Annotated in this window: 22 protein-coding genes; 6 read left to right on the forward strand and 16 right to left on the reverse strand. The window is 42.0% G+C overall.

Translation table 11 applies throughout. From position 1 onward, the window contains the following. Positions 1-11: 11 nt before the first annotated feature. A complete protein-coding gene (locus tag F899_RS12180) occupies positions 12-1,892 on the reverse strand; it encodes a P-loop NTPase fold protein (RefSeq protein WP_005223045.1) in 1,881 nt (626 codons plus the stop codon). A 114-nt stretch (positions 1,893-2,006) separates the two neighbouring features. On the opposite strand from F899_RS12180, the gene F899_RS12185 reads away from it, so the two are divergent. Then, a complete protein-coding gene (locus tag F899_RS12185; protein WP_034434095.1) occupies positions 2,007-2,975 on the forward strand; it encodes an MBL fold metallo-hydrolase in 969 nt (322 codons plus the stop codon). 449 nt (positions 2,976-3,424) lie between these two features. Beyond that, positions 3,425-4,612, forward strand: a complete 1,188-nt coding sequence (locus F899_RS12190; protein ID WP_005223049.1) for an ammonium transporter — start codon at positions 3,425-3,427, stop codon at positions 4,610-4,612. Positions 4,613-4,679: 67 nt separating this feature from the next. Here F899_RS12190 and F899_RS12195 read toward each other — a convergent pair whose 3' ends face one another. After that, positions 4,680-5,303: a LysE family translocator gene (locus F899_RS12195; protein WP_005223053.1), complete on the reverse strand. Its 624-nt coding sequence runs from the start codon at positions 5,301-5,303 to the stop codon at positions 4,680-4,682. A gap of 111 nt (positions 5,304-5,414) precedes the next feature. Further along, positions 5,415-5,594 carry an NF038215 family lipoprotein gene (locus F899_RS12200; RefSeq protein WP_005223055.1) on the reverse strand — a complete coding sequence of 60 codons (180 nt, stop codon included), beginning with the start codon at positions 5,592-5,594 and terminating at the stop codon, positions 5,415-5,417. A gap of 176 nt (positions 5,595-5,770) precedes the next feature. Between F899_RS12200 and F899_RS12205 the strand changes: the two genes are divergently transcribed. Continuing rightward, positions 5,771-6,646 carry a 1-aminocyclopropane-1-carboxylate deaminase/D-cysteine desulfhydrase gene (locus F899_RS12205; protein ID WP_005223056.1) on the forward strand — a complete coding sequence of 292 codons (876 nt, stop codon included), beginning with the start codon at positions 5,771-5,773 and terminating at the stop codon, positions 6,644-6,646. On the opposite strand, the gene F899_RS12210 is transcribed toward F899_RS12205, so the two are convergent. Further along, positions 6,643-6,969 (reverse strand): DUF4870 family protein, encoded by a 327-nt coding sequence (locus tag F899_RS12210; RefSeq protein WP_004891726.1) that lies wholly within the window; start codon positions 6,967-6,969, stop codon positions 6,643-6,645. The genes F899_RS12205 and F899_RS12210 overlap by 4 nt on opposite strands. Before the next feature lie 173 nt (positions 6,970-7,142). On the opposite strand from F899_RS12210, the gene F899_RS12215 reads away from it, so the two are divergent. Further along, positions 7,143-8,342, forward strand: coding sequence for a BaiN/RdsA family NAD(P)/FAD-dependent oxidoreductase (locus F899_RS12215; RefSeq protein WP_005223057.1), 1,200 nt, complete (start codon positions 7,143-7,145; stop codon positions 8,340-8,342). A 30-nt stretch (positions 8,343-8,372) separates the two neighbouring features. Here the strand turns inward: F899_RS12215 and F899_RS15680 are convergent, their stop codons facing one another. From F899_RS15680 to eat, 7 genes are all read right to left on the reverse strand, one after another. Next, a complete protein-coding gene (locus F899_RS15680) occupies positions 8,373-8,525 on the reverse strand; it encodes a hypothetical protein (RefSeq protein ID WP_005223058.1) in 153 nt (50 codons plus the stop codon). A 124-nt stretch (positions 8,526-8,649) separates the two neighbouring features. Further along, positions 8,650-8,817: a hypothetical protein gene (locus tag F899_RS15685; RefSeq protein ID WP_005223059.1), complete on the reverse strand. Its 168-nt coding sequence runs from the start codon at positions 8,815-8,817 to the stop codon at positions 8,650-8,652. 68 nt (positions 8,818-8,885) lie between these two features. Continuing rightward, entirely contained in the window at positions 8,886-10,715 is a 1,830-nt protein-coding gene (locus F899_RS12220; RefSeq protein WP_004891720.1) for a mechanosensitive ion channel, read from the reverse strand. Between the two features lie 204 nt (positions 10,716-10,919). After that, positions 10,920-11,294: a hypothetical protein gene (locus F899_RS12225; protein WP_004814718.1), complete on the reverse strand. Its 375-nt coding sequence runs from the start codon at positions 11,292-11,294 to the stop codon at positions 10,920-10,922. A gap of 134 nt (positions 11,295-11,428) precedes the next feature. Next, positions 11,429-12,247, reverse strand: a complete 819-nt coding sequence (gene eutC, locus F899_RS12230) for an ethanolamine ammonia-lyase subunit EutC (protein WP_005223060.1) — start codon at positions 12,245-12,247, stop codon at positions 11,429-11,431. A 9-nt stretch (positions 12,248-12,256) separates the two neighbouring features. Next, the gene (locus tag F899_RS12235) at positions 12,257-13,642 is read right to left on the reverse strand and encodes an ethanolamine ammonia-lyase subunit EutB (protein ID WP_005223061.1); all 1,386 of its coding nucleotides are present in this window, start codon (positions 13,640-13,642) and stop codon (positions 12,257-12,259) included. A gap of 28 nt (positions 13,643-13,670) precedes the next feature. After that, complete coding sequence (gene eat / locus F899_RS12240) at positions 13,671-15,113, reverse strand: ethanolamine permease (RefSeq protein ID WP_005223063.1); 1,443 nt, start codon at positions 15,111-15,113, stop codon at positions 13,671-13,673. Positions 15,114-15,263: 150 nt separating this feature from the next. On the opposite strand from eat, the gene F899_RS12245 reads away from it, so the two are divergent. Next, a complete protein-coding gene (locus F899_RS12245; RefSeq protein WP_005223065.1) occupies positions 15,264-15,686 on the forward strand; it encodes a hypothetical protein in 423 nt (140 codons plus the stop codon). Positions 15,687-15,864: 178 nt separating this feature from the next. Here F899_RS12245 and F899_RS12250 read toward each other — a convergent pair whose 3' ends face one another. Next, the gene (locus F899_RS12250; protein WP_004814709.1) at positions 15,865-16,626 is read right to left on the reverse strand and encodes a ferredoxin--NADP reductase; all 762 of its coding nucleotides are present in this window, start codon (positions 16,624-16,626) and stop codon (positions 15,865-15,867) included. An 85-nt stretch (positions 16,627-16,711) separates the two neighbouring features. On the opposite strand from F899_RS12250, the gene gigC reads away from it, so the two are divergent. Continuing rightward, positions 16,712-17,590, forward strand: a complete 879-nt coding sequence (gigC, locus tag F899_RS12255) for a LysR family transcriptional regulator GigC (protein ID WP_004814707.1) — start codon at positions 16,712-16,714, stop codon at positions 17,588-17,590. 81 nt (positions 17,591-17,671) lie between these two features. Here gigC and F899_RS12260 read toward each other — a convergent pair whose 3' ends face one another. The 4 genes from F899_RS12260 to nuoN form a co-directional block, all read right to left on the reverse strand. Further along, positions 17,672-18,034, reverse strand: a complete 363-nt coding sequence (locus F899_RS12260; protein WP_004814705.1) for a hypothetical protein — start codon at positions 18,032-18,034, stop codon at positions 17,672-17,674. Between the two features lie 209 nt (positions 18,035-18,243). Then, positions 18,244-18,537, reverse strand: coding sequence for a cold shock domain-containing protein (locus tag F899_RS12265; RefSeq protein ID WP_004814703.1), 294 nt, complete (start codon positions 18,535-18,537; stop codon positions 18,244-18,246). An 83-nt stretch (positions 18,538-18,620) separates the two neighbouring features. After that, positions 18,621-19,256, reverse strand: coding sequence for a uracil phosphoribosyltransferase (upp, locus tag F899_RS12270; RefSeq protein WP_004814701.1), 636 nt, complete (start codon positions 19,254-19,256; stop codon positions 18,621-18,623). Between the two features lie 127 nt (positions 19,257-19,383). Then, positions 19,384-20,928 (reverse strand): NADH-quinone oxidoreductase subunit NuoN, encoded by a 1,545-nt coding sequence (gene nuoN, locus F899_RS12275; RefSeq protein WP_005223070.1) that lies wholly within the window; start codon positions 20,926-20,928, stop codon positions 19,384-19,386. Position 20,929: the final 1 nt, after the last annotated feature.

Below are 20,929 nucleotides of genomic sequence, written 5' to 3' on the forward strand. Positions count from 1 at the left end.
CCTTATTTTTATTATTTATTAGACTCTTTTTTAATTTCTGAAATTTTAGGCAAAATTCTTAAATTGATTTTTGCTTTTAATATCTTATGTGCTGAAGGTAAAATATCTGATTTAATACTATTTTCTACATTAGCAAACCACTTATTTTCTTTAGCATACATATCAAATGAACCTTTAATTGAATATCGATTCCAAAGTCCATGAAGAATACTATTAGAATGATTACTATTTGTATCACAAAGTTTTTTTGCAAAGACTATTGGATCAATTTCTTTTAAAATTGGATAATCGTAATAATAATTTTCTTCGCTATTGGTAAGGCTAATACGTTGAGCAAATAACCAACCATCTGTATCCATTAGATCTAATAAATTTTTTACTCTTTCAATATCTTGCTCACTATATTTCTCTTCATATGAAGCCATCACTTCTTTAATAAATTTATCAAATTCCAATATACCTTTAGCATAAAAGCCATAAGAGCCAGAATGTTCAGTGAAACTAAAATCCTTTATCTCTCTCATTCTTTCATTAATACTAAATAGACTTTTCCAATGTTTTTTAGCAATAGGTAGTAGATCTTCTACAGAGAAAAAAATTAAATTATTTTTCTTTAAATAAATTAGCATACTTATTGTATGCAATACATCAGAGGTATGCTGTAAACCATTACTTTCAATTTCGGATTTAGCCTGTTTAATTAATCGTTCAAATTCTAATTCAGGTAAATCCCAAAAATCCATTAACTTAAACCATGTAGGCTGTTCTTCTTTAAGCCTAAAATGAGTCTCATATAACTCACTGTTTATATTTTTTCCATCTAAAATATTTAGATTTAAAATCTCATTCCAAAGTTTTGGTGAAAATATAAAATCATTTAGTGAACAATTATATTTATTCATAAATTTTTCAGAATCAAGGCTTGTAATACCACGAAATGATTTTAATATCTTAGATGTAGTATCTATCTTTTTTTCTTCCTCTATTTTTTCATCTTTTTTGAATTCTAATATTTGTTTTTCAAAAATCCCTTTTTTATTTTCTAATGAAAGAATTAAAAAAGCCTTTAAAACTTTTTTAAAAATTTCCGAGTCAAAAGAACCTTTTAAGTCAAAATAGTCTTTTTTATAAAACCTTTCAAAGTCAAAAATAGCCTGCTTAAATGATCTTAAATTCTTATAGCCCACCTGATTGAATGTTTGTCTAATTAGTTCAAATTCTGAATTAAGAAGATCTTGTAAATTTTCATCTGAAATTTCACCTAGAATACTCTGAATTGCCATATTTTGGTCTTCGATGTAGCTAAAAGTTGCTCCTATTAGTTTTTCTTTTTTCCTAATGTATTCCTCATTATCTTTAATTTCTTCTTCATTCGATACTATAAGGATTTTAATTTTGTCTTGTTCTACAAAGTAATTAATGTAGCCTAAGACTTCTTCTTTCTTTAATTCACATCGCTCTAAATCGTCAAAAACCAATATGAAGTTATCATTAATTTTTAGATAATCTGGTAACTCAATTTTGGGAATACCACCTGCGATACTTCCATCTGATTTACTATCATCATCTAAATCAACTTTAATTGTTGCTTTCAATGTCCCTTTTAAAATTTGACCTGCTAATTTTGCACCTTTACTACCAAGAATTGGATGAATACTTTTAAAAATAGCTTCATCAATCAAAGAAGTTTTTGAAATACCATTTAAACTTACATAGCAAATTTTTTTACCTTGATCTTCTTTTTTCCCTAGGTATTGTTTTACAAACCATGTTTTTCCACTTCCCCACGCTCCGTTCAATAACACAGCATATTCAAAATTCTTGTTTCCATCGAAATAATAGTCCAGGTAGTCTTCGATATGTTTATTAGGCTCTGAAATATAGCTATGCATGAACTTTGATTAACTCTTTTTTAATTAGAATGAATTACTAAAATTAAAACCCAATGAAAAATATTTCTCAACATGCTAAAAATGATTTATCTCTTTAAAAGCTATAAGAACCCTATGAAAACATTTAACCCCCTATTCCTTGCATTCATTCTAAGCACCACAACCCTCCCCATTCAAGCGGCTGAAACCGCTATTCCAACGCAAAAACAAGTGGCTGGCTACTACCATCACCAAATCGGCAACACTCAAATCACCGCCCTGCTCGATGGCACAAACTACTTAAACCCTGCGCTATTTAAAGGCTTAAGTGACAGCGAAAAAACGGGCATTCTTAAAAAATACGCTGCCATCAACGACAAAGGCATACAAACCTCAGTCAATGCTTTTTTAATCAATACAGGCAACCAGCTACTCATGGTCGACAGTGGAGCTGCAAGCTGCTTTGGCGCACATTTGGGTTCAATCTATAACAACTTGAAAGCTTCAGGGTATCAGCCTGAGCAAGTGAATAGCATCTTCCTGACCCATTTACACCCTGACCATGTCTGCGGCATCTCAAATAACGGTGTAGCAAATTATCCAAATGCCACACTACATATTTCCAAAACCGAATATGACTACTGGCTCAGTCCAAACACCATCAAAAAACTACCCAAAGAAAACCAAGAGAAATTTTTAGGCACAGTTGAGAAAATTAAAGCCGCACTTGCACCCTATGAAAAAGCCAAAAAAATTAAAGTCTTTTCAGATAAAGCTTTCGCTTTGGGTGATATTCAATTTAAGCCATCTTTCGGTCATACCCCAGGGCATTACAGCTTTAAACTGAAAACCGACGCTCAAGAAGTGGTATTTATTGGCGATATCTTGCATTCACATACCTTGCAGTTTGATGCGCCAAAAACAGCGGTAGATTTTGATATAGACCCTAAGGCAGCAGTCGAAATACGTCTTAAACATTTTGCTGAATATGCCAAAGCGGGTCAGTTGATTGCTGCACCGCATTTACCTTTCCCAGGCATTGGGCATATCTATTCAAAAGATGGTCAAAGCTATCAGTGGATACCGGTACACTTTAAAGATTAATTGAATACTGTGATTGCAATATTCAGCTATGAAACCCTAAGCTTTTAGGGTTTCATTTATTTTATAAACACCTAACCAACAAGTATTAAAGATCTTAGACTCAGAAATCACATTTAGATTGAGAATTAGAATCCGCTACTTCACTTAACTTTTTAAATTTTTTCTTAAAAATTGCTTTACATTCATTGTGCACCTTTAGCACTCATTTCTAGCATTCAATTGAGTCCGATAAATCTAAATATTTAAAAATCAGGTATAAATTTTAAATTTATCTTCTCTTGTAGTGTCTTAGTTTGGTGCAAACAAGTCACATTATGCCTTATATCGAGTCTTATTAATTTCAATAAATTCTTCATCAAAATTTCCCTTGCTAGTGCCTCTTTTAGAATCATTTTGCCTCTATATACTGGGTTTCTTTTGTGATTCTACGCACTAAATTGGAACGCACCATGCAAAATATAGACTTATTATTTCTCCTTCTCGGTGCAGTTCTGGTGCTTGCCATGCATGCAGGATTTGCTTTTCTGGAACTTGGAACAGTTCGACATAAGAATCAGGTCAATGCCTTAAGTAAAATTCTAACTGACTTTGCCATCTCTGCAATCGCATACTTTTTAGTGGGTTACTATATTGCCTATGGACAGCATTTTTTCCATGATGCCAATACCTTAGCAGCTGATCATGGCTATAACCTGATGCGCTGTTTCTTCCTGCTTACCTTTGCTGCCGCCATTCCAGCGATTATCTCTGGTGGTATTGCTGAACGGGCCAAAATGCGCTCGCAAGCTTTAGCAACTTTATTTCTGGTTGCCCTGATCTATCCATTTTTTGAAGGCATGATCTGGAATGGTAACTTTGGTTTCCAGGACTGGTTGGCTCAGGCGTTTGGTGCCAGCTTTCATGATTTCGCTGGTTCAGTGGTGGTGCATGCCATGGGTGGCTGGATCGCACTGGCTGCGGTAATTCTGCTTGGTGCACGTCATGGCCGCTATAAAAACGATGGCCGGATTACAGCACATCCGCCTTCATCGATTCCATTTCTGGCTTTAGGTTCATGGATTTTAATTGTCGGCTGGTTTGGTTTTAATGTCATGAGTGCCCAGCGCCTCGATGCCATTTCTGGACTGGTCGCCATCAATTCTTTAATGGCAATGGTCGGTGGAACAATTGCAGCCAAAGTGGCAGGTAAAGATGACCCGGGCTTTCTGCATAATGGACCATTAGCCGGTTTAGTAGCGATCTGTGCAGGCTCAGATGTGGTACATCCATTGGGTGCACTTTTTATCGGGATCAGCGCAGGCGTGATTTTTGTGAAACTGTTTACGTATACCCAAAATAAACTCAAAGTGGATGATGTGCTTGGTGTCTGGCCTTTGCATGGTGTATGCGGAGCTTTTGGGGGTCTTGCTGTAGGTATCTTCGGTCAGCAATGGCTGGGAGGCATGGGTGGCGTTTCTTTAATTTCACAGCTAGTTGGTACAGTTCTCGCCATTATTGTTGCTTTAGCAGGTGGCTTCCTGGTCTATGGCCTGCTCAAAGTATGGATTGGTATTCGTCTCACCCGGGAAGAAGAATTTACAGGTGCAGACCTGTCCATTCATCGCATTTCTGCGAATTCTGAAGAAAATATTTTTTAATGCTCTCGTAAAAAAGCCCCTATTGCGAGGGGCTTTTTTTATCTGCAGCGGAGATTATAGGAAATGATTACTTCATACCAAAAATCAGCTTTAAACCGAGTACAGTCATTACCGCACCTGCAGCACGATCAAAGCCTGCTTTGAATTTTAAATACACACGACGTGGCTTTTCTGCAGACAAGGCAACTGCCACCAAAGAACACCATCCTGCATCAATAAAGAAACATAGGACCGGAAGCACGACATAGAAATAGGCCGGAATTTCTTTAGGCAAAAGTGCAGTAAAAATACTGGCTAATACAATGGCAATTTTGGGGTTAGATAATTGAGTGATCAAGCCTGTGGTATAAGCACGACGCAGTGACATCTGGGTATTGCTGTCTTCATTGGCATTAATCGGCTCTTTGGCATGTTTAATAATTTTAAATGCCAGCCAGAGCAAATAGATCCCACCACAGATTTTTAAAGCCAGATAGGCAGATGGCACAGCCAGTAAAAATGCTTGTAAGCCTAGAACTGCGAGCAGACCAAAAACGGCGGCACCTGTACCGGTTCCTAATGCCGTAAACAGGCCATGCTTACGCGAAATAGCAATTGAATTTTTTGCCACATAAATCGATGTCGGCCCAGGACTCATTGCGCCTAACATTAATGCAAAGGCAATTGAGCCCAAAATCCAGAATGATTCCACAACACAACTCGGTTAAATCTTGATTGCGCTATTCTAAGCAAAATGCAGCACGAATGCTGCATTTTTATGGTGCAAAATCTTAACTTTATCTAATAAATATTCAGTTTAGGTTTACTGAACCTCTTGGGCGATAAATTGCGGTTTAGACAAATGATAGTCGTGATCATGTACCGGCATTCCGCCTATGATCATGGTTCTGACTTCAGTTTTCGGTTTATTCATTTTGTCATTACCACAGCCAGCCAGACTGGACAGAAGTAACGCAAGCATAACATAGGATAGATGTTTCATTTGCTACCCTCCTGACAGATTCCCTTAGTTTTAGATTAGCATTTTATGTCTGTTTTTTATTCAATTATTTTGTGACAAGCTGCATCATTCAAGAGTGCAGTTAGAATAGGAATAAAGTCACTTTCGGGTACGCTTAACTTGGTTATACTGTTGCCGTTCTCACTTTTAAGATTGCCATGTTTGATTCGATTGCCCAGCAATTCATAGACCAAACCCTGAATGTACACGGTATGCAACTGACCATGCGCCGGTTGGATCTGGTGCATCCACAGATTTCAGGCAATAAGTTTTTTAAGCTGAAATATAATTTTCTGCAAGCGCAACAACAAGGGTTTAAAAAGCTGCTGACTTTTGGCGGTGCTTATTCAAATCATATTGCAGCGACGGCATTTGCGGCGCATCAGTTTGGTTTTGAAAGTATCGGCATTATTCGTGGTGAAGAACTTAAAGAAAAACCCTTAAATCCTACCTTAAAGACCGCGCAAGACTTTGGCATGCAGTTGCATTTTGTCAGCCGTGAAGATTATCGACGTAAACAGCAACCCGATTTTTTGGCAGAATTACAGCAGCAGTTTCCAGATCATTACGTGATTCCTGAAGGGGGTACCAATACGCTTGCTATTCAAGGCTGTCAGGAAATTTTAAAACCTGAAGATCGACAGTTTGATGTGATCTGTTCTGCAGTGGGTACAGGCGGTACAATTACAGGACTAATTGAAGCCAGTCAAAATCATCAACACGTTTTAGGTTTTTCTGCCCTGAAAGGGACATTCTTAACTGAAGATGTCGCCAAACTGACCCGCAAGAAAAACTGGCAGATTATGGATGACTATTGCTGTGGTGGTTATGCCAAAACTACAGCTGAACTGATTCAGTTTATTCAGAACTTTGAAGCTGAATACGGTATTCCTCTAGAACAGATTTATACCGGGAAAATGCTGATGGGTCTGACTGAGCTGATTGCAAAGGGTTATTTCCCTACTGGATCAAAGCTATTGGTTATTCATACTGGAGGCCTGCAAGGCAGAACCCCTGAGCTGCATGCAAATTAAACTGGATTAATCGGCTCATTATTATTTAAAGCCATCAAACCTTTGGCCAGACGGTAAATGTGCCAGATAAACACTACAAACAGAATCCCGAATCCAATCAGAATCGTGGTTAATAAGCCACCGATCAGATAACCGATTAAACTGACCCAGAAGGTTCGAATCTGCCAGTCGCTATGACTTTCCAGCCAGGTGCCGCGCATTTCATTGCGTTTCAGATAGTTCATAATAATGGCAACAATCGGTGTCAGGCCGACAAAGAAGCCCAGAATATACAGAATATAAGTGATCAGATTATATTGTTTTAATTGTTCGATATTCGCCATCAGTCTTTCTCCCGGGGCTTTCTATCCTCATGTATAAAACTATAGAAGCAGCTTTTCAGTATTTCAAATCAGTTGTGATGAATATCTGTAATTCGATTTGCTTAAGGATGAATAGAGAAAGCTGAAATAAAATTGTCTATAATGCTTTCCTTTTCTTCTCCCTTGAGTGTGTCATGTCTTCCAAGCAATACGATGTTCTAGTCATAGGTGCAGGTGCGTCAGGTTTAATGACAGCATATATGGCTGCGCAACGTGGTCGTCGTGTTGTCGTGGTTGAAAAGGCCAATAAGGTCGGTAAAAAGATCCTGATGTCCGGTGGTGGCAAATGTAACTTCACCAACCTGTACGTCGAGCCGGAAAATTTTATCTCTCATAACCCACATTTTGTTATTTCAGCCCTGACCCGTTATACCAACTGGGATTTCATTGGTATGGTATGCGAGTACGGTATTGAATATGAAGAGCGTAAGCATGGGCAGCTGTTTACGCTGAATGGCGCCAAGGAAATTCTGGCAATGCTGCTGTCTGAATGTGATAAGACCGGTCTGGTCGATATTAAAACCAGTTGTGAAGTCAAAGCAGTCAACGCGGTCGACGATCAAGGTTTGCAGGTTGCAACATCTTTGGGATATTTTGAAGTTGAATCTGTAGTGGTGGCTTCCGGTGGCCTGTCAATTCCGACCCTGGGTGGTTCTGGTATTGGCTATGAGATTGCCAAGCAATTTGGGCACTCTATCTATCCCACTCGTGCCGGTCTAGTGCCATTTACCTTCTCGGATAATTTTAAAGAAGTTACGACGCGCTTAAGTGGTAATGCGGTAGAAGCAACTTTATCCAATGAGCTGAACAGCTTTACTGAAGCCCTGCTGTTTACCCATCGTGGCCTAAGTGGTCCAAGCTCGTTGCAATTGTCTAACTACTGGGATGTTGGTCAAAGCTTTAAGGTCGATTTCCTGCCAAGTGTGGATCTGTTTGATTTCTTCAAATCCAGAAAACAAAGCCAGCCTAAAGTCTTGTTACGGACCCTACTCACCGAGCACTTACCCAAAAGTGTGGTACTGGAATTACAGAATCTGATCTGGACTGAGGTTACAGAAACCTCGATTGGCAATATCAGTGATGATAAACTAGAACAGATCGCCAAACGTTTGCACAGCTTTGAAGTGAAACCATCAGGCACCGAAGGCTATCGTACTGCCGAAGTAACGCTAGGGGGTGTAGATACTACCGAAGTTTCTTCCAAGACCATGGAAAGCAAGAAACAAAAAGGTTTGTTCTTTGTCGGTGAAATTCTGGATGTTACCGGACATCTGGGTGGTTTTAATTTCCAATGGGCATGGTCATCGGCGCATGCCGCATCGGAATATGTTTAATTTATAAATGCTCTAAAGTTAGTCTCAAGCTCACTCCAGATAGTCTGTTTTAAACAGCTTAAGATTGACCGTATTTTCAAGACGGTCAATCGTCAGCTGCATTTTTCGGCTGGCTTCTTGCAGATAATACGGTGCTGCATTTGCAGTAGAGCTAATAAATTTAGACTGTTTTAATTTCCACATATTGTTGATCTCCTTTGTCTTTATATTATTAATGCAATAAGAATACCAAAATTAATTTAGTATTCATTTGAATATTCTATATTTTCAACATGACAATTCTATTTCAACGAATTAACAGGATTTTTCAGTTAAATTCGTCTGTATCCGGCATATTCTTTTCCAGCGCTTGTTCAGAGCGCTTATCCGCTTTGCTCTTAACAAAGACAAATCTATAGGCAGCAGTAAAAAAGCCAATCGTAATTCCTGCAATCACTAAAGGTGCTAGAACTTTATTCGGTTTTTTTGCATTCATTCATTTTTCCTCATGACTGAACAAAATCGACCACTTAAGCGTGGTCGATTTTATTTGATTGGAACAGGTTAATTCAGGTCATCTTTCTTTGGACGACTATCGACATTCGGTTCGTCTTCACCTGTAGAGCCAAATGGATTATTAGCTGGTGGATGAGTTGGATCGACGTCGAGTGAGTCCGGTACAGCCTGATCTATATCTGGAGTAACCTGATCAATACCCGATGCTTCATCATCCTGCGGTGCAGTAGTAAGTGATGCAGGGGTACTATTCGATAAGTCCGTACGCATTGGCGCATTGTCATCATTCTGACCTGGAGTAGGCACGATACTCGCTCCTGTTGTAGTAGCTGGTTCAGTCGCAGAAGTCGCACTACCTGAACCAAAAGCTGAAGTCATGATATCGGTATCTTTTTTCAAGGGATTTGGTTCTTTGCCTTCACGTTTGGCTTTATCAATCAGATCAGTCAGAACACGTTCTGCCGGCTGACGACCACCAAGACCGAATGCCAGAGCAAAAGCCACTGCTACTGCGCCCAGAGTCAGACCGAATGCAAGGTTTACAATCGAATCGGCAATGCCCATTGCGCGTAAGCCCATTGCAACTACCAGACCCATAATCAGGACACGAACCAGATTGGCTAACCAGCGTGAACTGTTATATTCACCGCGCTGCACTACATTCGCAACCACATTTGCCAGCCAGAAGCCAACCACCAGAATCACTGCGCCGAGCAGGATGTTCGCACCGAAGTAAATGAACATCGCAATCAGGCTACTTACCTGTTCAAAGCCAAGACGGTTCGCCGCTTCAGACACAGCAAACAGCATAGTGAACAGAATGATCAGGACGCCCACGACATGCGAAATTTTAGTGGTACCCAGGAAACGTTGTAAGTCTAGCTTGGCCGGAACTTCATCTACACCCGTACCTGCCAGAACTTCAGTAACCAGCTTCGCGACCAGTTTCGATACGACATAAGCCAGAATCAGAATCAGGGCTGCGGCAATGATATTTGGAATGGCATTCATTACCTCATACAACATCGCGGTTGCAGGTTGTGAAATCGCCTCAATACCGAGAGCTTCAAAAGCGATGATCAGCGCTGTAATAATGATTACAGCAAAGATGAAGGAACCAATCACCTGAGGAACATTAGAGTTCTTGAAGATGCCAACTTTTTCTGCCTGTTGCTGTACATTCAGACTACGCAATAAACCTTCTACAATGCCACGAATGATTTTCGCCAGAATATAGCCGACAAAAACAATCACACCGGCAATAAAGATATTAGGCAGATAACCAACAACATCATTGACCATGTTCTGAACTGGATACAGCAGACCGCTTAAACCCAGAATCGAGAGTACGATAGGCAGGAATAACAACAGAATCAGCCAGTAAATAATTTCACTGATATTCTCACTTAATGGCTTTACACCAACTTCTGAACTGAGTTTTTCATCCAGTTGAGTGCGGTCAAGCAACTTCTGTAGTCCCACCTTGACCAGATTGGCAACAATCCAGCCAATGAATCCGACAGCAATCGCAGCAAGCAATTGAGGGATAAACAGCAGGAAGCGCTGAATCATGTTACTGAACGGTCCACTGACATTGGTCAGATTCAGCACATTCAGTGCACCAATAACTGCCATAATCAGGATTAACCAGAAGACAATTCTTGTGATGATATTTTCAATATTAGAACGATGGCCAGTCGCATGGTTTAGCCGCTCATTGGTTCCAAGCTTTTGCAGGATTTTTTTTACGCCTGCAGAGACCAGTAATGCAATAACCCAGCCTATCAGCAGGATCGCCACTGCACTTAATATGGGATGAAACTGTTCCCAATAGTACATGGCATCATAACCGCCTGGGCCTCTCATATATTCATTCATGTTGTCATGCCCTCTATGGTTTTACTTTATTTATAAGTATTTACAGACTTCTTTTTTGGAAAGTTGTAAAGCCGTCTGTCATGCATTATTCACATTAGAATTGGAGCTTTTTTTATTCAATTGAGAAATGCACAACTACAACAAATCCGCACATTAGATTGCAAAAAAGCCCTGATTCTTAACCAGGGCTTTTTAAGAGGGTGCTTACTGACCAGCACCTCGACTAGATCCTTCTGAGTCGGTTGCTATACCAACATCCATACCTCCCGCTGTATCTTCTGCGGTAGCTTCAGTCGTACCAGTAACACCACTTAAGTTCGCAGGCTGATTCAGATCCTGACTACGCCCTTCCTCTGACTGAGCTGGGGTCGTATTGTTCATGGTTGCTGGTTGAGCTTGCGGATTTGGATGACCCGGAGGTGCTTCTTCTGGTGAAGGCTTAATATCGGCAAACATATAAAGTAGCAATGCCAGCAGGAAGACACCCACTAAAATTAAAATATAGACAGGGATTCTTTTCTTCTGCCGTGTATCTTCATCATAGCCTGAAGGTGGTGTTTTGTTGAAATCATTAGCCATAACCATCCTCACTGTTTTTTATTCATGTGTGGATTTCATCATAACAAGTTGATTTTTTAACTTGTGTGACAAAAATAAGTGAGATGGTGACGGCGTGTAAGTCTGTAACAGCGTAGAAGTTTCTACGCTATAGGTTATTTAAATAATCCTTTGCCTGGCTCATGCTGAACTTCAACCAATGTTTCATGTTCATCTTTTAGCTGTACGCCTGAAAGCTGCAATGCACAGGATTTTTGCATGAGTGCGATTAAGCGTTGGATCGCTAGCGGATAGGACAAACCTGTCGGACGAACATTGGAGATACAGTTTCTAAGTGCATCATGGCAGCCTTTAAAAGCATTATAAGTATAATAGATTCCCATACTATCCGGAGAACTTAACCCTGGACGTTCACCAATGAGCATCACCAGCATTTTGGCTTTTAAAATTTCTGCAACCTCATCTCCCAGTGCGACACGGCTACCACGGGCAATAATTACAGGGGCGATCCTCCAGCCTTGTACTTTGCAAGCTTCTACCAAAGCAGGAATAAAGTGTGGTGTATTTTCTTCAATAGCACGTGCAGATAGCCCATCTCCCGCGACAATCACCACATCCCAAGTGTCCTGATGTTCATTCCGGTATTGCTGTAACATCATTTTAGATTCATCAGACAGGATACGGCCCAAATCGGGGCGTTTTAAATAGAAATCCTTTTCCACTGCCTGGCTTTCAATGTCTAAAATCGTTAAACCAGTCCTGCTTAGACTTGCTTTAAGTTGGTCAGCAGCAAGTGATTTAAGCACAGCATCTTTGGCTTGGGCATGTGCCAGCTGAAACTCCAGACTTGGTCGGGTTGGTAAACTGCCACCTGCCCGGCCTAAGGCTATACGCGCATCGGTATAGGCTTTGAGCTGTTGCCAGGGATTGTCTTGCAGCTGTGACTGAAATTGCACATCAGGAACCAGTTTCATCATCACTCCTTAAGACAGCATCAAACGGGAAAACTGTTTGGGTAATTCAGTCGGCCACTGCAACTGATGGGCTTGCTGAGAAAGAATACCCTGCTGTTGCAGCCAGTGGTCAAATTCAGGCGCTGGTTTTAAGCCCAGTAACTGCCGGATATACAAAGCATCATGGAAAGAGGTAGTTTGATAGTTCAGCATTACATCATCTGAACCCGGAATCCCCATGATAAAATTCAGTCCGGCATTGGCGAGTAGAGTCAGCAAGATATCCATGTCATCCTGATCTGCATCGGCATGGTTGGTATAACAAATATCACAGCCCATCGGCACGCCGAGCAGCTTGCCACAGAAATGATCCTCTAGTCCTGCCCGGATAATCTGCTTACCGTTATACAGATATTCCGGCCCGATAAAGCCGACCACGGTATTGACCAATAAAGGGTTAAATTTACGTGCCACGGCGTAGGCACGTGCTTCCAAAGTCTGCTGATCGACACCATAATGACCATTACTGGACAAAGCACTGCCCTGTCCGGTTTCAAAATACATCACATTCTGACCCACTGTGCCACGTTTCAGGCTTAAAGTCGCTTCATAACCTTCCTGTAAAAGTTCCAGATTAATACCGAAACCGGTATTGGCTTTTTCAGTTCCAGCAATGGACTGAAACATTAGGTCGATCGGGATATTTTTATTCACCAGCTGAATGCCAGAGGTGATATGGGTCAGCACACAGGATTGAGTTGGAATCTGATATTCATGAATAATGTGATCCAATAATTTTAATAACTCAGAGAGGTTTTGCAGGTTGTCAGTCGCAGGATTAATCCCGATCACCGCATCACCACTACCATACATCAGCCCATCCAGGATCGATGCTGAAATTCCCATCAGATCATCGGTGGGATGATTCGGCTGCAAGCGGGTAGAAAGATGCCCTTTCAGCCCGATGGTGTTTCTAAACCGCGTGACTACACGACATTTTTTCGCCACCAGAATCAGATCCTGATTCCGCATAATTTTACTGACCGCTGCCACCATTTCCGGGATCAGGCCCATTTTTAAAGCGCTGAGTTTTTCAGTAGTGGCATCTGCACTCAACAGCCAGTTTCGGAAATCCCCCACAGTAAAATGCGAGATCGGATAGAAAGCAGCGATATCATGTTCATCCAGAATCAGTCGGGTCACTTCATCCTGTTCATAAGGAATTAAAGCTTCATTCAAAAACTGCTTTAACGGTACTTCTGCCAGACACATTTGTGCAGCAACCCGCTCAGTTGCATCATGGGCAGCAATCCCTGCCAGCTGATCGCCAGACCGTTCAGGGCTAGCCTTGGCCATCAGCGTTTTTAAGTCTTCAAAAATATAGTGCTGACTGGCCACATTGATATGATACAACATAAGCATGTGCTCCCTTTGCTTGTTGGTTTTAATTCAGTTCTTTTTCTGCTGCCTCAATACGGGCAAATTCTTCTTCCGGTGTGCCTGCCACCAGATGATGACGGCTATACAACAGGAAGTAGAGAATCAGTACGACATAAATCGCAGCTGCCATTAACCAGACTTTTGGATCGACCAGGAAGCCAGCGACCACTGCAATCGCAGCCAAAACTAAAGCAATCGATGCGGTCAAAATACCGCCCGGTGCTTTATACGGGCGCGCCAGATTTGGTCGAGATACTTTGAGTTTGATATAAGACATCATCATCAATACATAGGAAATCGTCGCGCCAAAAACTGCCATAAGGATCAGCAGATCACCCTCACCTGAAAGTGACAGCAAAAAGCCAATAATCCCTGGAATAATGATCGCCAGATACGGCGCATGATTGCCGTTGGTTAAGGACAGTTTTTTCGGTAAATAACCGGCACGTGACAGTGCAAAAATCTGACGGGAATAGGCATAAATAATCGAGAAAAAACTCGCGATCAGACCCGCCAGCCCGACAAAATTCACAAAACTTGCCATCCAGGTATTAGCCCCATAGACCGTGACTAATGCATCGACCAATGGCGCACCAGAATCTTTAAGCGTATCTGCACCAGCTGCGCCAGGACCGAGCAGCAAAATACTCAGGGCAAAAAATGCCAGAATCAACATGGAACCAATCAGGCCACGCGGCAAGGATTTGGCCGGATCTTTGGCTTCCTCGGCTGCTAATGGTACGCCTTCAACCGCCAAGAAGAACCAGATCGCATAAGGCACGGCCGCCCAGATGCCGAGATAACCCAATGGCAGAAAAGTGCTGGCACCAGCAGCTTCGGTATTGACTGCGATATTGAACAGATTTGCACTATTAAAATGCGGCAGCATGCCGAAGATGAACACCATCAGAGCGACAGCAGCAATTGCAGTAATAATAAACATTATCTTCAGCGCTTCACCCGCGCCTTTAAGATGCAAGCCCATAAAGACCAGATAGCTGACCAGATAAATAATCCAGCCACCAATACCAAATAAGGCTTCGCAATACGCCCCGATAAAGCAGGCAATCGCCGCCGGTGCAATCGCATATTCAATCAGGATCGCGCTACCTGTCAGATAGCCACCGAATGGACCAAAAGCAGTCCGGGCAAAACTGTAACCCCCACCAGCAGTCGGCAGCATGGTCGACATTTCCGACATGGCCAGACACATGCATAAATACATCAATGCCACCACAACAGTGGCAATAAACATCCCGCCCCAACCCGCCTGAGCCAAACCAAAATTCCAGCCGGCAAAGTCACCGGAAATTACATAGGCCACCCCTAAACCCACAAGCAGCAGCCAGCCTACAGCACCTTTTTTCAGCTGTCGCAGGGCAAAATAATCTTCTTGTACTGTTGTTTCGGTGACGCCGGTATCGATGACACTTTTTGACTCTGACATAGCAACCTCTTTGTTTTTATCTTTGTTCCCTGAGGATATGCATAAGCCGTACCAGTTCATCCATTGTCCAGGGAAAGCAAACTGAATCGCTGCCCTATCGGTACGAAATGCGCTATAATCATCCACCTCCTATTTATACACTCGATTTTTATGGCGTATCGTCAACAAAGTGTATCGCTTGATCTTGACACTGACGTCACACATCAATGTGCGTTACACCACACCCGCGATCAGCATCTGATTGGAATTATTGAATTCAGCAAGCCAAGCTTTTTGCTGCGCTGGCAGGATCTAGAATATTTCCGTCGTCGTACCGAAGAAATGTCGGTGATGCCATTCCCGGACTGCGTGAATGCAATGATCATTGATGTGCGTAATGTCGCAGCTTGGCTCGACAATGACGTGCCGATCATTCCATGGCGCTTACTGGAAGAAGAATGTCCGGTACGTCTGGTGGTGCCTGCGGAACGTATCGAACATTATGCCGGTTTCTTTGAACCGACGTGGCTGACCTCTGATGTAGAGACAGCGATCCAGGAAATCCGGGACTTTATGGATATGCTTGTCCATTAAGAGATACAAAGTAAAAAAACCTCCGACATGGAGGTTTTTTTGTGTTTAAAGAAAATAAAAGTCCCCCTTTACCAAAGAGGGATTTAAGGGGATTCTGATTTCAAGAAATATTTTTTAACTTAATCCCTTCCCTTGCACAGCGATGCTGCTCAACCCAAAGGACGAGGGAGAATAATGCTTACCAATAATTCTCGACTGCAATATTTCCTTCACCACGACGGTTCATGGTCAAGCCACGTGCTTTTAATGCTTCTTTGGTATCTTCAACCATATCCGGGTTACCGCAGAGCATGACATGGCTGGTTTCAGGATTAAGCTGCATAGCTGCGGCTTTTTCCAGTTCACCATTTGCAATCAGAACCGGTAAACGGTCATGCAATGCTGCTTCAGGATCACGGGTAATAATTGGAATAAATTTAAAACCGCTATGTCCTTCACCAAAGCTTTCTGCAATTTCCTGAATACGCTCTACATAAGCCAGTTCAGCTTGCGTACGCACGCTATAGACCAGATTAATTTGCTTATAGTTATTCCAGGTTTCAAAGTCTTGCAGCATGGATAAAAATGGCGCCAAACCTGTACCTGTTCCCAGTAACCATAAATCTTGTGGTAATGGCAGCTGGTAACGTGCCAGGGTCAGATAGCCATAAGGAATCTTTTCCAGGTAAAGTTCATCACCTACTTTAAGATGTTGTAAATTTGAAGTAAATTTACCTTCAGGCACCACAATTGAGAAAAATTCCAGGGTTTCATCGAAAGGTGAAGACACCACTGAATATGCCCGGACAACGAGTTCATCCCCTATCTTCAAGCCAATACGCGCAAACTGCCCTGCAGTAAACTTGAAATGTGCAGGTCTGGTCATGGTGAAACTAAACAGCGTATCGGTCCAACGGTGTACAGATAAAACCTTTTCTAAGCTAAATTTTTCAATAGACATGATTCAAACGTGGCATCAAAGACTATGCTCATGGTAGCATGACAGCATAATTTATTAATATTTTTTAAATGTTAAGGCTCTATTCATGCGCATGACTCTACGCCAGTTGGCTGTTTTTGTAGCAGTTGCTCAAGAAGGCACCGTCACCAAAGCCAGTGATGCAGTCAAACTCACCCAAAGTGCGGCGAGTATGGCTTTAGCAGATTTAGAAGATGGTCTTGGCGCACCTTTATTCGACCGTCTAGGCAAGCGTTTACAGCTGAATGACTTAGGTCGTTTTCTTCTCCCACAAGCACTTGAAATTCTTGGTCGCTGTGAAGCTTTTGAACAAGCTGCTAAAGGTGAACTGCAAAGCATTGACCTGCGTCTCGGTGCGACCCTGACCATTTCCGACTATCTGATGCCAGACCTAATGGCGGATTTTTTAAAAATCCAGCCACAGGCACACTTACAACTTCAGGTGGGTAATACTCGCCAGATGATTGAAGCTGTGAACCAGTTCCAGCTGGATTTAGCTTTAATTGAAGGTTCTTGTCACTTACCACAGCTGCAATGTATCCATTGGCGTGATGATGAACTCGCAGTGTGCTGTGCTCCGGATCATCCACTTGCTCAGTTAAACCGTCCACTGACTGCTGAAGACTTTAAATCTGTAGAATGGATTCTTCGTGAAGAAGGTTCAGGTACGCGCGAAGTCTTTGACAATGCTATTCTGCAAGATGTTCCAGATGCTAATATCCGTCTGACACTCGGTCATAACGAGGCAATTCTGAAGATAGTTGCAGGTGGCATAGGTATGTCCTGTATTTCTAAACTGGCAATTGAACCTTTACGTGAAAAAGGTCAGTTGGTGATTCTTGATACACCCTTCTGGTCTCTAACCCGTCCATTATTTATGCTGGTACACCGTCAGAAGTATCAAGGTCCAGGTTTAAAAGCTTTTATGAAATTCTGTGAAGCCTAAATTTCTGTTCAAATTAAAAAAGCGCCTTAAGGCGCTTTTTTAAGAATGGGACAAATATCTTATTAAAAACTGAAGACTGACCTAAATTTCTCCAAATATCATGAATCCAAGCGCTGATACAAAAGCCAGCCAGAGTGTAGGACTAAAGAAAATACTGTTACGTACTGGAACAGCCACCATGGCAGGTGCTAGAGATGGCAGTACGACTACTTCAGAAACAAGTTCCTGTTGGGGTTTAATATCTAGACGCACCATATTTTCCAGTTGAATCTTATTTTGTTCTTCAATGATTCTGAATTTAAGCCGCTCCCCAACTTGAGGCATTATCTCAGGTGAAGGTAATTGCTGTAACTGGAAACCTAACTCCTGTGCCGTGTTTGCCAGTTCAATGCTTCCAGTCCCGCTTAGGGAGTCATAGGTTTTAACTCTTCCATCTGTAAACATGATATATGTCCCTGAATCATCATAGATGGGTATTTTAAGTGGAAGGCTATAAGATATATTGTGAGCTTTAGTAGGTATTTTATTGTTTTAGCAACATCGCACAGCATTTAAGTTAAAAAACTCGTTATAAAATTACATTAAATAAAAAATCAAATAAAAAGAGGCTCTAAAGCCCCTTTTCAGTTTAAGTTTAAATGGAAAGTAAAAATTTAACGTTTTAAGCTAGACAATAATTCAGTGGTAATTGAAGTATTTACCGCGACAGCCTTGGCTTTTTTCGCTTTCTTGGACTTATCAGCTACGCGTTCAATTTTAATAGCTTTGTACTTATCACCATTTTGAATCACGTTAAACTTTACCCGCTCATTACGCTTCGGCTCACCTGAGTCTGCAGGAAAATCCGAAATATGGAAAAATACATCACCTTCTGGAGATGAAATAAAACCAAAGCCCTTCTCTGCATTGTATTGTTTGACTTTGCCTTGATATTGTTCAGAACTCATTTACGTACCCTAATCTGACCATTATATTGTTCAGTATATAAAAAAGAGGCTATAAAAGCCCCTTTCCTGTTCATCTTCAAAAATCAGTCTTTTTGAACCGAACCAAAAATTTTGTCGCCCGCATCGCCCAGACCTGGAACGATGTAACCATTTTCGTTCAAGCCATCGTCCACCGCAGCCGTAAAGATCACCACGTCTGGATGTGCTGCTTCAACACGTTTAATACCTTCTGGTGCAGCAACCAGTACCATCACACGAATGTCTTTACAGCCGCTTGCTTTCAGCACATCAATTGCAGCCACCAGAGAAGAACCCGTCGCCAGCATTGGATCAATGATCATCGCAATACGGTTTTGTACATCTGGTACCAGTTTTTTATAGTAAGTCCGTGCTTCTAAAGTTTCTTCATCACGCTCAAGACCCAGTACAGATACTTTAGCGCTTGGAATCAGGTTCAGAAAACCATCCAGCATACCAATGCCGGCGCGTAGAATTGGCACAACGGTAATTTTCTTACCAGCGATACGGTCTACAGTGACTGAGCCGTTCCAACCGTCAATTTCATGCTCAACAACAGGAAGATCCTTGGTCGCTTCATAAGTCAAGAGCATGGTCACTTCTTGAGCCAGCTCACGGAAGTTCTTGGTACTGATGTCTGCACGACGAAGTAAACCGAGTTTATGTCGGATTAAAGGATGACGGATTTCATGGATAGCCACGGGAGAACACCTAAAAGGTTAAAGATAAATTGCTGCTTATTATAAAGCGATTTTCGTTTTTATATAAATAAAAAAGCCCCCTATCGAGGAGGCTTTTTTTGTAATAACGTTCTAATCTTTCGATTAATTAGTTATAACCGCTTTGCACCAGAGTGAAAATGAACTGTTGAAGCTCAGGTGAGATTGCAAAGAAAGCAAGCTTAGAGAATGCAATCATTGGATCTGGATAAACACCCAGGATCAGTACCAGTGCAGCCACTGCCAGCACCATAATACCACCCACTTTTTGACCCCAGTGATTTACAGCGTCAAGACGAGGCGTTTCTGGTGGAGTCATGTACATTACCACCATTACACGCAGGTAGTAATACAGACCAATACCTGAACCCAGGATGACCATTGCAGCAAGGAACCAAGACTCGCCTGCTACCGCAGTTTTTATAACCAGGAACTTACCAATAAAGCCCGCTGTTAATGGAATACCAGCAAGAGACAGCATCATCACCGTTAATACAGCAGTCAATACTGGACGGCGCCAGAACAGACCACGGTACTCAGCCAAACTACCTGCTTCATCGGTGTTGTTGTACGGACTAGACATCAGGGTTACTACACCGAATGCACCGATTGTCGTCAACACATAAGTGATGATATACACATTCACGCTTTCAAATGTCGCGAAGCCCTGGATTTGCAGGAAGTCGGAGTTACGTGCAGAAACGATGGCAACCAGTACATAACCGAAGTGAGCAATTGAAGAGTATGCAAGGATACGTTTCAGGTTCACCTGTTTCACTGCCAGCAAGTTACCAGCAAGAATCGAAAGCACTGCAAGGATCGTAATGATAGTGACGAAGCTGTCTGCCAGGATTAAACCTGAAGACAATACATAACGTACAAACAGACCCAACATTGCCACTTTCGCAACAGTCGCAAGGAAAGTTGCAACCGGTGATGGAGCACCTGCATATACGTCTGGTGTCCATTTGTGGAATGGTGCAAGCGATAATTTGAATGCCACAGCAAAGACAATTAGCGCAAGACCGATTACCACAGCTGGCTGACTAAATGCAGAGAACATTTTGCCTGGTTCAGCAGTGAAGTTCAGTGTACCTGTGTACGCATAGATGTAAGCCATACCCATCAGCAGCATTGCAGATGCAGTTGCTGACAATACCAAGTATTTCACACCCGCTTCAAGCGACTGAGAACGTTGATGTGTATACGCCAACAGGCCGTAAACCGGAATCGACATTAACTCAAGGCTGATGAAGAATGAAGCATAGTGCGTGCTTGCCACCATCAACATTGCACCTGCAACCGAACACAACATCAAGATGTAGAGTTCTTCGCGGTTGTCTTTATAGGTTTCAATGTATGCATGTGACAGTGTGCTACACGCAAGTGCAGCAATCAAGATCACAAACTGGTACAGCATCGTAAACGGATCTACAATGAACAGGTTCATCACGTTGGCAGGTGCAAATTTACCCGCCAACAGGACGAAGATCATATATAACGCAGCCAGGTTTAAACCAATAACTGTCGTCGTCGCAACCAGGTTATGGTTACGCTTAACTGCTGTCACCAGCATTGCAACGATCGCAGTCAACGCCACGATCATCACAGGTGCTAGGGGCATAAGCTCAGAAAAAGACATTGTGAAGTTCATG

Origin of the sequence: Acinetobacter sp. CIP 101934, assembly GCF_000369585.1 — a bacterium.
In the GTDB taxonomy this organism is placed as follows: domain Bacteria; phylum Pseudomonadota; class Gammaproteobacteria; order Pseudomonadales; family Moraxellaceae; genus Acinetobacter; species Acinetobacter schindleri.

What these genes read in the sequence shown, in the direction of transcription:
- F899_RS12180 (WP_005223045.1), bottom strand. Translation starts at nt 1,892, where the DNA reads ATGCATAGCTATATTTCAGAGCCTAATAAACATATCGAAGACTACCTG.
- F899_RS12185 (WP_034434095.1), top strand. Translation starts at nt 2,007, where the DNA reads ATGAAAACATTTAACCCCCTATTCCTTGCATTCATTCTAAGCACCACA.
- F899_RS12190 (WP_005223049.1), top strand. Translation starts at nt 3,425, where the DNA reads ATGCAAAATATAGACTTATTATTTCTCCTTCTCGGTGCAGTTCTGGTG.
- F899_RS12200 (WP_005223055.1), bottom strand. Translation starts at nt 5,594, where the DNA reads ATGAAACATCTATCCTATGTTATGCTTGCGTTACTTCTGTCCAGTCTG.
- F899_RS12205 (WP_005223056.1), top strand. Translation starts at nt 5,771, where the DNA reads ATGTTTGATTCGATTGCCCAGCAATTCATAGACCAAACCCTGAATGTA.
- F899_RS12210 (WP_004891726.1), bottom strand. Translation starts at nt 6,969, where the DNA reads ATGGCGAATATCGAACAATTAAAACAATATAATCTGATCACTTATATT.
- F899_RS12215 (WP_005223057.1), top strand. Translation starts at nt 7,143, where the DNA reads ATGTCTTCCAAGCAATACGATGTTCTAGTCATAGGTGCAGGTGCGTCA.
- F899_RS15680 (WP_005223058.1), bottom strand. Translation starts at nt 8,525, where the DNA reads ATGTGGAAATTAAAACAGTCTAAATTTATTAGCTCTACTGCAAATGCA.
- F899_RS15685 (WP_005223059.1), bottom strand. Translation starts at nt 8,817, where the DNA reads ATGAATGCAAAAAAACCGAATAAAGTTCTAGCACCTTTAGTGATTGCA.
- F899_RS12220 (WP_004891720.1), bottom strand. Translation starts at nt 10,715, where the DNA reads ATGAATGAATATATGAGAGGCCCAGGCGGTTATGATGCCATGTACTAT.
- F899_RS12225 (WP_004814718.1), bottom strand. Translation starts at nt 11,294, where the DNA reads ATGGCTAATGATTTCAACAAAACACCACCTTCAGGCTATGATGAAGAT.
- eutC (WP_005223060.1), bottom strand. Translation starts at nt 12,247, where the DNA reads ATGAAACTGGTTCCTGATGTGCAATTTCAGTCACAGCTGCAAGACAAT.
- F899_RS12235 (WP_005223061.1), bottom strand. Translation starts at nt 13,642, where the DNA reads ATGTTGTATCATATCAATGTGGCCAGTCAGCACTATATTTTTGAAGAC.
- eat (WP_005223063.1), bottom strand. Translation starts at nt 15,113, where the DNA reads ATGTCAGAGTCAAAAAGTGTCATCGATACCGGCGTCACCGAAACAACA.
- F899_RS12245 (WP_005223065.1), top strand. Translation starts at nt 15,264, where the DNA reads ATGGCGTATCGTCAACAAAGTGTATCGCTTGATCTTGACACTGACGTC.
- F899_RS12250 (WP_004814709.1), bottom strand. Translation starts at nt 16,626, where the DNA reads ATGTCTATTGAAAAATTTAGCTTAGAAAAGGTTTTATCTGTACACCGT.
- gigC (WP_004814707.1), top strand. Translation starts at nt 16,712, where the DNA reads ATGCGCATGACTCTACGCCAGTTGGCTGTTTTTGTAGCAGTTGCTCAA.
- F899_RS12260 (WP_004814705.1), bottom strand. Translation starts at nt 18,034, where the DNA reads ATGTTTACAGATGGAAGAGTTAAAACCTATGACTCCCTAAGCGGGACT.
- F899_RS12265 (WP_004814703.1), bottom strand. Translation starts at nt 18,537, where the DNA reads ATGAGTTCTGAACAATATCAAGGCAAAGTCAAACAATACAATGCAGAG.
- nuoN (WP_005223070.1), bottom strand. Translation starts at nt 20,928, where the DNA reads ATGAACTTCACAATGTCTTTTTCTGAGCTTATGCCCCTAGCACCTGTG.